At 64.4% G+C, this 10,848-nt stretch carries 10 protein-coding genes and 1 pseudogene; all 11 read left to right on the forward strand.

All coding sequences use genetic code 11. The features are described from left to right. Positions 1-165: 165 nt before the first annotated feature. The 11 genes and pseudogenes from H0W38_RS07865 to asd all read left to right on the forward strand — a co-directional run bounded on the left by H0W38_RS07865 (position 166) and on the right by asd (position 10,682). Positions 166-942 carry a GntR family transcriptional regulator gene (locus H0W38_RS07865; protein ID WP_292452681.1) on the forward strand — a complete coding sequence of 259 codons (777 nt, stop codon included), beginning with the start codon at positions 166-168 and terminating at the stop codon, positions 940-942. A gap of 89 nt (positions 943-1,031) precedes the next feature. Next, positions 1,032-1,472: a succinate dehydrogenase, cytochrome b556 subunit gene (sdhC, locus tag H0W38_RS07870; protein WP_292452694.1), complete on the forward strand. Its 441-nt coding sequence runs from the start codon at positions 1,032-1,034 to the stop codon at positions 1,470-1,472. A 26-nt stretch (positions 1,473-1,498) separates the two neighbouring features. Continuing rightward, the gene (gene sdhD / locus H0W38_RS07875) at positions 1,499-1,861 is read left to right on the forward strand and encodes a succinate dehydrogenase, hydrophobic membrane anchor protein (RefSeq protein WP_292452683.1); all 363 of its coding nucleotides are present in this window, start codon (positions 1,499-1,501) and stop codon (positions 1,859-1,861) included. 4 nt (positions 1,862-1,865) lie between these two features. Further along, complete coding sequence (sdhA, locus tag H0W38_RS07880) at positions 1,866-3,659, forward strand: succinate dehydrogenase flavoprotein subunit (protein WP_292452684.1); 1,794 nt, start codon at positions 1,866-1,868, stop codon at positions 3,657-3,659. A gap of 19 nt (positions 3,660-3,678) precedes the next feature. Next, complete coding sequence (locus H0W38_RS07885) at positions 3,679-4,383, forward strand: succinate dehydrogenase iron-sulfur subunit (protein ID WP_292452685.1); 705 nt, start codon at positions 3,679-3,681, stop codon at positions 4,381-4,383. A gap of 20 nt (positions 4,384-4,403) precedes the next feature. Further along, positions 4,404-4,643: pseudogene (locus tag H0W38_RS07890) on the forward strand (succinate dehydrogenase assembly factor 2); the annotation flags it as partial. Positions 4,644-4,757: 114 nt separating this feature from the next. Further along, complete coding sequence (locus H0W38_RS07895) at positions 4,758-6,068, forward strand: citrate synthase (protein ID WP_292452695.1); 1,311 nt, start codon at positions 4,758-4,760, stop codon at positions 6,066-6,068. Positions 6,069-6,222: 154 nt separating this feature from the next. Further along, on the forward strand, positions 6,223-7,635 hold the full coding sequence (gene leuC, locus H0W38_RS07900; protein WP_292452687.1) for a 3-isopropylmalate dehydratase large subunit: 1,413 nt from the start codon (positions 6,223-6,225) through the stop codon (positions 7,633-7,635). Positions 7,636-7,666: 31 nt separating this feature from the next. Next, a complete protein-coding gene (gene leuD, locus H0W38_RS07905; protein WP_292452689.1) occupies positions 7,667-8,311 on the forward strand; it encodes a 3-isopropylmalate dehydratase small subunit in 645 nt (214 codons plus the stop codon). 61 nt (positions 8,312-8,372) lie between these two features. Further along, positions 8,373-9,452, forward strand: coding sequence for a 3-isopropylmalate dehydrogenase (gene leuB, locus H0W38_RS07910; RefSeq protein ID WP_292452691.1), 1,080 nt, complete (start codon positions 8,373-8,375; stop codon positions 9,450-9,452). 69 nt (positions 9,453-9,521) lie between these two features. Then, positions 9,522-10,682, forward strand: a complete 1,161-nt coding sequence (asd, locus tag H0W38_RS07915) for an aspartate-semialdehyde dehydrogenase (protein WP_292452692.1) — start codon at positions 9,522-9,524, stop codon at positions 10,680-10,682. The last annotated feature ends 166 nt before the right edge of the window (positions 10,683-10,848 follow it).

Consider the following 10,848-nt stretch of genomic DNA (forward strand, 5'->3'; position numbering starts at 1 on the left):
TCGGGGTGGCGGGGCGAGCGTTGCGACGAGGCCGCCGCTGAGCGCCAAGTGTAGAAGCAAGTCTAGGCGGCTGGCTTCGAAGCGTCAAAGCTCCTCTGTTTTATATAAGACATCTTTCAGCATTCTTATGGACGACCATGCAAGCCCTGTGATGCAATCCATGACATGGCTGCCAACCCTCCCTCTCCGCCCACGGCACAAGCCTCGTCCGGCACGGCTGCAGGCCCGGCGTTCAGCCCGCTATATCAGCAGATCAAGGCGCTGATCACACGAAGCCTGCAGACCAGCGAATGGCGCCCGGGCGAGGCGATTCCAAGCGAAACCGAGTTGGCCGTGCGCTACCGGGTCAGCCAAGGCACCGTGCGCAAGGCGATCGATGAACTCGCCGCCGAGAACCTGGTGCTGCGCCGGCAGGGCAAGGGCACCTTCGTGGCGACGCATGCCGAGCAGCAAGTGCAGTACCGCTTCTTGCGCCTGGTGCCCGACACGCCGGCCAAGCGGGAGCCGGTGGAGCGCCGCCTGCTCGACTGCCGCCGCGTACGCGCCAATGCCGAGGTGGCGCGCACGCTCGATCTCAAGGCCGGCGACCCGGTGATTCAGGCGCGGCGACTCCTTGTCTTCGCCGGCCGGCCGGTGGTGCTCGACGACATCTGGCTGCCCGGCAGTCTTTTCAAGGGACTCACGACCGAGCGACTGGCCGACTACCGCGGCCCGCTCTACGCCTTTTTCGAAGCCGAGTTCGGCGTGCGCACCCTTCGCGCCGAAGAGAAGCTGCGCGCAACTGCCGCAAATGCCGTCGATGCATCGCTGCTCGCGGTGGCTGAAGGGGCGCCGCTCCTGAGCGTCGAGCGGCGCACGCTCACCTACGGCGACAAGCCGGTCGAACTGCGGCGCGGTCTGTACGAGACATCCAACCACTACTACCGAAACGAGTTGAATTGAAGGCGCAGGGCTTCGGCGCGCCTGCGCCGGGGCGTATGTTGCAATGCAATAAACTCTTCGGGTTTTATAGAAGACAAGCAGGATCCGGCATGGCAGACATCAGCGCGAAGGCGGAGAGACCCCGCCCGGTCTACCGCAATATCCACATCACCCAGATCGTCGGCTACCGGCTGCCGCCAGCGGGCATCGTGTCGATCCTGCACCGGGTGAGCGGTGCGCTGATGTTCGTGCTTCTGCCGTTCATCGTCTGGCTGTTCGACACCAGCCTCACTTCCGAGATCAGCTTCGAGCGTTTCGCAAGTGCCTTCACCGCGGGCATCGGTTTCATGCCGGGTTGGTTCATCAAGCTGATTGCTTTGGCACTGATCTGGGCGTATTTGCACCACTTCATCGCTGGGGTGCGACATCTCTACATGGACGTGATGCACGCCGTCACGGCGGACGCCGGGGCCAAGTCGGCGCTATTCACCCTGGCTTCGAGCGCGCTGCTGACGGGCGTACTGGGCGCCAAGCTGTTCGGCTTGTATTGAGAACGCGAGAAGGGGGTGCATTCGACATGAACAAGAATTACGGATCGCAGCGCATCGTCGTTGGCGCCCACTACGGCTTGCGCGACTGGCTCAGCCAGCGAGTCACTGCAGTGCTGATGGCGCTCTTCACCATCGTGCTGCTGGCGCAGTTGATCTTCGGCGCGGAGTTGGGCTACGTGCGCTGGGCTGGCATCTTCTCCTCGCAGTGGATGAAGCTGCTGACCCTTGTGACCGTGCTCTCGCTGGCATGGCATGCCTGGGTCGGCATGCGCGACATCTGGATGGACTACATCCATCACGTCGGTTTGAAGCTCGTGCTGCAGGTGGCCACCATTGTCTGGCTCGTCGCCTGCGCCGGCTGGGCGATCCAAGTGCTCTGGAGGCTGTAGAAGAATGAGCGCAACGACGCTTCCCACTCGCAAGTTCGATGTCGTCATCGTCGGAGCCGGCGGCTCCGGCATGCGCGCCTCGCTGCAGCTCGCGCGCGCCGGCCTCAGCGTGGCGGTGCTGTCCAAGGTGTTCCCCACGCGCTCGCACACCGTGGCGGCCCAGGGCGGCATCGGCGCCTCGCTCGGCAACATGAGCGAGGACAACTGGCACTATCACTTCTTCGATACGGTCAAGGGCTCCGACTGGCTCGGCGACCAGGACGCGATCGAATTCATGTGCCGCGAGGCGCCGAAAGTGGTGTACGAGCTCGAGCACTTCGGCATGCCCTTCGACCGCAACCCGGACGGCACCATCTACCAGCGCCCGTTCGGCGGCCACACCGCCAACTACGGCGAAAAGCCCGTGCAGCGCGCCTGCGCCGCGGCCGACCGCACCGGTCACGCGATGCTGCACACGCTGTACCAGCAGAACGTCAAGGCGCGCACGCAGTTCTTTGTGGAATGGATGGCGCTGGACCTGATCCGCGATGCCGAAGGCGACGTGGTCGGCGTCACGGCCCTGGAGATGGAAACCGGCGACCTTCACATCTTGCAGGGCAAGACGGTGCTAATGGCCACCGGCGGGGCCGGGCGCATCTACGCCGCCTCGACCAATGCGTTCATCAATACCGGCGACGGCCTGGGCATGGCGGCGCGCGCGGGTGTTCCGCTCGAAGACATGGAGTTCTGGCAGTTCCATCCCACCGGCGTGGCCGGTGCCGGCGTGCTGCTGACCGAAGGCTGCCGCGGGGAGGGGGCCATTCTGCGCAACGCATTGGGCGAGCGCTTCATGGAGCGCTATGCGCCCACGCTGAAGGATCTGGCGCCGCGCGACTTCGTCTCGCGCTGCATGGACCAGGAGATCAAGGAAGGCCGGGGCTGCGGTCCGGACAAGGACTATGTGGTCCTCGACATGACCCACCTGGGCGCGGCCACGATCATGAAGCGGCTGCCCTCGGTGTACGAGATCGGCCACAACTTCGCCAACGTCGACATCACCAAGGAGCCGATCCCGGTGGTGCCGACCATCCACTACCAAATGGGCGGCGTGCCGACCAATGTGCATGGGCAGGTGGTGATGCCGAAGGACGGCAACCCGAATACGGTCGTGAACGGGCTTTACGCGGTGGGGGAATGCGCCTGCGTCAGCGTGCACGGCGCCAACCGGCTGGGCACCAACTCGCTGCTCGACCTGCTGGTGTTCGGCCGGGCGGCCGGCAACCACATCGTGGAGTTCAACGAGAAGAACAAGTCGCACAAACCGCTGCCCGAGAACGCCGCCGATCGCAGCCTGGCGCGTCTTGCCCGTCTCGAGGCAAGCACCGGCGGCGAGTACGCCCAGGACGTCGCGAACGACATTCGCACCAGCATGCAACTCCACGCTGGCGTGTTCCGCACGCAGGCTATGCTCAATGAGGGCGTCAAGCAGATCGCTGCGCTTGCCGAGCGGGTGAAAAACATCGCGCTCGGCGACAAGTCCAAGGTGTTCAACACCGCGCGTGTCGAGGCGCTCGAGGTCGAGAACCTCATCGAAGCGGCCCGGGCCACGATCGTCTCGGCGGCGGCGCGCAAGGAAAGCCGTGGCGCGCACACGGTGAACGACTACGCCGACACGCCCGCGTATCCCAACGGCCGCAACGACGCGGTGTGGATGAAGCACACGCTGTGGTTCAGCGAAGGCGACCGGCTCGACTACAAGCCTGTGAACCTTAAGCCGCTGACCACCGAATCCATTCCGCCCAAGGTTCGCTCGTTCTGAGCGCCGAGGAAGCAAGAGCATGAGCCTACGCACCTTCCAGATCTACCGCTACGACCCCGACGCCGACGCCAAGCCGCGCATGCAGACGCTGCAGGTCGAACTCGACGGCTCCGAGCGCATGCTGCTCGATGCCCTCAACAAGCTCAAGGCCGTCGATCCGACCCTGTCGTTCCGTCGCTCCTGCCGCGAGGGGGTGTGCGGCTCCGACGCGATGAACATCAACGGCAAGAACGGCCTGGCCTGCCTGACCAACATGCGCACGCTGCCGGGCAACATCGTCCTCAAACCGCTGCCTGGCCTGCCTGTGATCCGCGACCTGATCGTGGACATGACGCAGTTCTTCAAGCAGTACCACTCGATCAAGCCCTACCTCGTCAACGACGAGCCGCCGCCCGAGACCGAGCGGCTGCAGTCGCCCGAAGAGCGCGACGAGCTCAACGGCTTGTATGAATGCATCCTGTGCGCGAGCTGCTCGACGGCTTGCCCGAGCTTCTGGTGGAACCCCGACAAGTTCGTCGGCCCAGCCGGCCTGCTGCAGGCCTACCGCTTCATCGCCGACAGCCGCGACCAGGACACCGGCGCCCGACTCGACAACCTGGAAGACCCCTACCGCCTCTTCCGCTGTCACACCATCATGAACTGCGTGGACGTTTGTCCCAAGGGCCTGAACCCGACGAAGGCCATCGGCAAGATACGCGACATGCTGGTGCGTCGCGCCGTCTGAGGCCCACTGCCGAGAGCTTCATGGCCGTCTCGCTCGACGCTCCCTTGCTCGACCCCGCAGCACTCGGCAAGTTGCGCTGGCGCTGTCGGCGTGGGCTGCTCGAGAACGATCTTTTCATCGAGCGTTTCTTCGCTCTTCACCAAGACACGCTCACCCGTGACCAGGCGGCAGGCATCGAGGCGCTGATGGAACTGTCGGACCCCGATCTGCTCGATCTGCTGCTCGCGCGGCGCGAACCGCAGGGGGCGCTGGATTCTGCGACGGTTCGCTTGGTGCTCGGACAGCTGCGCCGACCCGCACCGGCCAGAGCGCTGCCGTACCGATCTCTCTCTCGCCTCTTTCGCTGTACTCAGCTTCGACCAGAAGGAACTGCCATGACCCCGTCCGATGTCAAAGCCACCCTCTCGTTCTCCGATGGCAGCCCGAGCATGGAACTGCCGATCTACCAAGGCAGCGTCGGTCCCGACGTGATCGACATCCGCAAGCTCTACGCCCAGACCGGCAAGTTCACCTACGACCCCGGTTTCCTCAGCACCGCGGCCTGCCAGTCGGCCATCACCTACATCGATGGCGACAAGGGTGAGCTGCTCTATCGCGGTTACCCGATCGAGCAGCTCGCCGAGAACTGCGACTTCCTCGACACCTGCTATCTGCTGCTCAACGGCGAACTGCCGAACGCCCAGCAGAAGCAGGATTTCGACCGGAAGGTGACCAACCACACGATGGTCAGCGAGCAGATGCAGTTCTTCCTGCGCGGTTTCCGGCGCGACGCGCATCCGATGGCGGTGCTGACCGGCCTGGTCGGCGCGCTGTCGGCCTTCTATCACGACGTGACGGACATTCAGAACCCGGAACACCGCGCCACGGCGGCGAACCGCCTGATCGGCAAGATGCCGACTCTGGTGGCGATGGCCTACAAGTACTCCATCGGCCAGCCCTACATCTATCCGAAGAACGACCTGAGCTACAGCGCGAACTTCATGCGCATGATGTTCGCCACGCCCTGCGAAGAATACGTGCCCAACGAGGTGCTGGTGCGCGCGATGGACCGTATCTTCATCCTGCACGCCGACCACGAGCAGAACGCTTCCACCTCGACCGTGCGGCTGTGCGGCAGCTCGGGTACCAACCCCTTCGCCGCTATTGCCGCCGGCGTGGCCTGTCTGTGGGGCCCGGCGCATGGCGGCGCCAACGAAGCTGCGCTCAACATGCTGGAGGACATTCAGAAGATGGGCGGCATCGCCAAGATCGGCGACTTCATCAGCCAGGTCAAGGACAAGAACTCCGGCATCAAGCTGATGGGCTTTGGCCACCGCGTCTACAAGAACTACGACCCGCGCGCCAAGCTGATGCGCGAGACCTGCCATGAGGTGCTCGACGAACTGGGTCTGCAGAACGACCCGCTGTTCAAGTTGGCCATGGCGCTGGAAAAGATCGCCCTTGAAGACGACTACTTCGTCTCGCGCAAGCTCTACCCGAACGTCGATTTCTATTCGGGCATCGTGCAGCGCGCGATCGGCATTCCCGTGAGCTTGTTCACTGCGGTCTTCGCGTTGGCGCGCACGGTGGGTTGGATCGCGCAACTCAACGAGATGATCGGCGACCCTGAGTACAAGATCGGCCGTCCGCGCCAGCTTTTCATCGGCGCCACCCAGCGCGACGTCAAACCGATGGCCAAGCGCTGAAACGCGCATCGGCGCCGGCCGTCCGCTGGCGCCGACCGGCGGCGACTTTGTTTACTGCCGCTGGGCACAGGCGGCTTTCGCGTTCCAGCACTCCGGTCCTTGGGAAAGTGCAGGAAAATACGGGTTTACTCCCGCTCGGGATTGATCGGCCGCCATGACAGGACGCACCCTCTACGACAAGCTCTGGGACGAGCACGTCGTCCGCACCGAGGACGACGGCACCGCCTTGCTCTACATCGACCGCCACCTGGTGCACGAAGTGACCAGCCCACAGGCCTTTGACGGCCTCGAGCTCGCGAAGCGCAAGGTGTGGCGCTTGTCGGCCAACCTTGCGGTGAGCGACCACAATGTGCCGACCACCGATCGCAGCAAGGGCATCGAGGATCCGATTTCACGGCTTCAGGTCGATACGCTCGACGCCAACTGCGACCGCCACGGCATCACGCAGTTCAAGATGAACGACCTGCGCCAGGGCATCGTCCATGTGATCGGCCCAGAGCAGGGCGCCACCCTGCCGGGCATGACTGTCGTGTGCGGCGACTCGCACACCTCCACCCACGGCGCCTTCGGCGCGCTGGCGCATGGCATCGGCACCAGCGAGGTCGAGCATGTGCTCGCCACGCAGACGTTGCTCGCCAAGAAGGCGAAGAACCTGCTCATTCGCGTCGAAGGACGACTGCCCAAGGGCTGCGGTGCCAAGGACATCGTGCTTGCCATCATCGGCCGGATCGGCACCGCCGGCGGCAACGGCCACACCATCGAATTCGCCGGCAGCGCGATCCGCGCGCTCAGCATGGAAGGGCGCATGACCGTGTGCAACATGGCCATCGAGGCCGGTGCGCGCGCGGGTCTGATCGCGGTGGACGAGACCACGATCGCTTACGTGACGGGCCGTCCGTTCGCACCCACGGCTCTGGAGTGGGATCAGGCGGTGAGCTACTGGCGCACGCTGCAGTCCGACTCCGACGCTCACTGGGACCGCATTGTCGAACTCGATGCCGCGCGAATCACGCCGCAGGTCACCTGGGGCACGTCGCCAGAGATGGTGTTGTCGATCGAGGGCCGCGTGCCAGACCCCGACCGAGAAAAGGACGCCAACAAGCGCGGTGCGATAGAGCGCGCGCTGGCCTACATGGCGCTCGAGCCGAACAAGCCCATCGGCGACATCCGCATCGACAAGGTCTTCATCGGCTCGTGCACCAACTCGCGCATCGAAGACCTCCGCGAGGCCGCCGCCGTCGTGCGCAAGATCGGCGGGCGCGTTGCCGGCAATGTGAAGCTGGCGCTGGTGGTGCCGGGATCCGGTCTCGTCAAGGCCCAGGCCGAGCGTGAAGGGCTCGATGCCGTGTTCACCGCAGCCGGTTTCGAGTGGCGCGAGCCGGGTTGCTCGATGTGCCTGGCCATGAATGCCGATCGTTTGGAGCCCGGTGAGCGGTGTGCCTCCACCAGCAACCGAAACTTCGAAGGCCGCCAAGGGGCGGGCGGACGCACGCACTTGGTCAGCCCCGCGATGGCCGCCGCTGCTGCGCTGGCAGGTCATTTCGTCGATGTGCGGCGTCTGGTCTGACGCCGCTGCAGCCAAGACAGAGTAGGGCGTCATGCAAGCTTTCCGTATCCACAAAGGACTGGTCGCGCCGATCGACCGTGAGAACGTCGACACCGACGCCATCATTCCCAAGCAATTCCTCAAGTCGATCAAGCGCACCGGGTTCGGCGTGAACCTCTTCGACGAATGGCGCTATCTCGACCACGGCGAGCCGGGCCAAGACAGCGCCACGCGCCGGCCCAACCCCGACTTCGTGCTCAACCAGCCCCGCTTTCGCGGCGCCTCCGTGCTGTTGGCACGTCGCAACTTCGGCTGCGGTTCGAGCCGTGAGCATGCGCCGTGGGCGATCGATCAATACGGCTTTCGCGCGCTGATCGCGCCGAGCTTCGCCGATATCTTCTACAACAACTGCTTCAAGAACGGGCTGCTGCCGATCGTGCTTCCCGAGCACCAGGTCGGGCAGTTGTTCGACCAAGTGGCAGCCTTCGTCGGCTATTCCCTCATGGTCGATCTGGAGCGCCAGGTGGTGGTCATGCCCGACGGTGGCGAGCTGGGTTTCGAGGTCGAGCCGTTTCGCAAGCACTGCTTGCTCGGCGGTCTCGACGATATCGGCTTGAGCCTGCAGCATGCCGATGCCATCCGCGGCTTCGAGGCCGAACGATTGCTACGCCAGCCCTGGCTGGCGCACCGGCTTTGAGAGCGAGGGGCGCCAGGGTGCCGGTCGCGCGAATCACGCATTGCGAAGGATTGAAACGAGGATGAAGATCGCTGTTTTGCCGGGTGACGGCATCGGCCCGGAGATCGTCGCGGAAGCGGTCAAGGCGCTGCAGGCACTGGACCTGCGCCTCGAGCTGGAAACCGCTGTCGTCGGCGGCGCGGCCTTTGAGGTCGCCGGCCGTCCACTGCCCGAAGCCACGCTGAAGCTGGCCAAGGCCGCAGACGCGGTGCTGTTCGGCGCCGTTGGCGATTGGAAATACGACAAGCTCGAGCGCGCATTGCGGCCGGAGCAGGCGATCCTGGGCTTGCGCAAGGAACTCGGCCTGTTCGCCAATTTCCGTCCGGCGATCTGCCACGCCCAGCTTACGGACGCCTCCAGCTTGAAGCCCGAACTGGTCGCGGGCCTGGACATCCTCATTATTCGGGAGCTCACCGGCGACATCTATTTCGGCCAGCCGCGGGGACGCCGCAGCGCGCCCGATGGGCATTTTCCCGGTGCCGAAGAAGCCTTCGACACGATGCGCTACAGCCGTCCCGAGATCGAACGCATTGCTCACGTCGCCTTTCAGGCCGCTCGCAAGCGCGGCGGCAGATTGACCAGCGTGGACAAGGCCAACGTCCTGGAAACCTTTCAGTTCTGGAAGGACGTGGTGAGCGAGGTGCATGCGCAGTACCCCGATGTGCAGCTCGATCACCTGTATGTCGACAACGCGGCGATGCAGCTCGTCAAGGCCCCCAAGCAGTTCGACGTGATCGTCACCGGCAACATGTTCGGCGACATCCTGAGCGACGCCGCCGCGATGCTCACCGGCTCGATCGGCATGCTGCCGAGCGCTTCGCTCGACGCCAGGAACAAGGGCCTGTACGAGCCATCCCATGGCAGCGCGCCCGACATCGCTGGCAAGGGCGTGGCCAACCCGCTGGCCACCATCCTGAGCGCTGCGATGATGCTGCGTTTCAGCCTGGATCAGCCCGAAGCTGCAGCGCGCATCGAGGCCGCCGTTGAGCAAACGCTGGAAGACGGCCTGCGAACGGCAGACATCGCGAGCGCTGGCTGTCGCACGGTAGGTACCGAGGAGATGGGCGACGCCGTTGTCGCCCGCTTGAAGGCGCAGGCCTGAGCTTTTGAAGCCGGCGGCGCTTCATGCTGCGCGGACGAGGTGCTCCCCAAGACACATTAGGTGAACGACATGGCGACGACGGTAGTGGGTTTGGTGGGATGGCGCGGCATGGTCGGCTCCGTGCTGCTCGAGCGCATGCAGGCCGAAGGCGACTTCGATCTGATCGAGCCGCTGTTCTTCAGTACCAGCAACGCCGGCGGCCGGGCACCGGCTATGGCTAAGAACGAAACGAAGCTGTTCGGCGCGCACGATCTCGATGCGCTCGAGCGCTGCGATGTCGTGCTCACGGCGCAAGGCGGCGACTACACCGGCGAGGTGTTCCCCAAGCTGCGTGCCGCCGGTTGGAAAGGCCACTGGATCGACGCCGCCTCCACGCTGCGCATGCAGAGCGATGCGGTGATCGTGCTCGATCCGGTCAATCTGCCGGTCATCAAGAATGCGCTGGCCAGGGGCGGGCGCAACTGGATCGGCGGCAATTGCACGGTGAGTTGCATGCTGATGGGCGTGGGCGCCTTGTTCAAGGCCGGCCTCGTCGAGTGGATGAGCTCGATGACTTACCAGGCCGCCTCGGGCGGGGGCGCGCAGCACATGCGCGAGTTGCTCACCCAGTTCGGCACGGTGAACAGGGAAATCAAGGCGCTGCTCGACGATCCGAAGAGCGCAATTCTCGAGATCGACCGCAAGGTGATCGAGCTTCAGCGCGGCCTGGGTGGTGCGGCGACGGAGCATTTCGGCGTGCCGCTCGCCGGCTCCTTGATTCCTTGGATCGACAAGGATCTCGGTGTAGGTAAGGAGCCTGGCGAGCCGGGCTGGGGCGTAAGCCGCGAGGAATGGAAGGCTTCTGCGGAGACCAACAAGATCTTGGGTATCGGCGCTGGCTTCGACGAGCCGGCTGTCCCGATCGATGGCTTTTGCGTGAGGGTCGGTGCGATGCGTTGCCACAGCCAGGCACTGACTTTCAAACTCAAGAAGGACGTGCCGCTTGCCGATATCGAGGCATTGCTGGCCGGCGACAACGACTGGGTCAAGCTCGTGCCGAACAACCGGGAGGCAACGCTTGCCGAGCTGACGCCGGTGGCTGTGACCGGCACGCTGACGATCCCGGTCGGCCGGGTGCGCAAGCTGGCGATGGGCCCCGAATACATCGGGGCCTACACCATCGGCGATCAACTGTTGTGGGGGGCGGCTGAGCCGCTGCGCCGAATGCTGCGCATCCTGCTCGAAGCCTGAAGGCACACGACCCATTGCCTGTCCTGGCTTCGTTGCAGGTGTGCAACGAAGCCAGGTTCTGCGAGCAGGCCTTCACGTCAGGGGAATGTGACGCGACGCTTGAGCTTGTTATCGTATCTGCCTGATGTTATTGTCTTTTCAGTAAAAGTTGCAGTGGGAGCTCCGG

This window comes from Methylibium sp., from assembly GCF_013817365.1.
GTDB lineage: Bacteria > Pseudomonadota > Gammaproteobacteria > Burkholderiales > Burkholderiaceae_C > Methylibium.

What these genes read in the sequence shown, in the direction of transcription:
- sdhC (WP_292452694.1), top strand. Translation starts at nt 1,032, where the DNA reads ATGGCAGACATCAGCGCGAAGGCGGAGAGACCCCGCCCGGTCTACCGC.
- sdhD (WP_292452683.1), top strand. Translation starts at nt 1,499, where the DNA reads ATGAACAAGAATTACGGATCGCAGCGCATCGTCGTTGGCGCCCACTAC.
- H0W38_RS07865 (WP_292452681.1), top strand. Translation starts at nt 166, where the DNA reads ATGGCTGCCAACCCTCCCTCTCCGCCCACGGCACAAGCCTCGTCCGGC.
- leuD (WP_292452689.1), top strand. Translation starts at nt 7,667, where the DNA reads ATGCAAGCTTTCCGTATCCACAAAGGACTGGTCGCGCCGATCGACCGT.
- leuC (WP_292452687.1), top strand. Translation starts at nt 6,223, where the DNA reads ATGACAGGACGCACCCTCTACGACAAGCTCTGGGACGAGCACGTCGTC.
- H0W38_RS07885 (WP_292452685.1), top strand. Translation starts at nt 3,679, where the DNA reads ATGAGCCTACGCACCTTCCAGATCTACCGCTACGACCCCGACGCCGAC.
- H0W38_RS07895 (WP_292452695.1), top strand. Translation starts at nt 4,758, where the DNA reads ATGACCCCGTCCGATGTCAAAGCCACCCTCTCGTTCTCCGATGGCAGC.
- sdhA (WP_292452684.1), top strand. Translation starts at nt 1,866, where the DNA reads ATGAGCGCAACGACGCTTCCCACTCGCAAGTTCGATGTCGTCATCGTC.
- asd (WP_292452692.1), top strand. Translation starts at nt 9,522, where the DNA reads ATGGCGACGACGGTAGTGGGTTTGGTGGGATGGCGCGGCATGGTCGGC.
- leuB (WP_292452691.1), top strand. Translation starts at nt 8,373, where the DNA reads ATGAAGATCGCTGTTTTGCCGGGTGACGGCATCGGCCCGGAGATCGTC.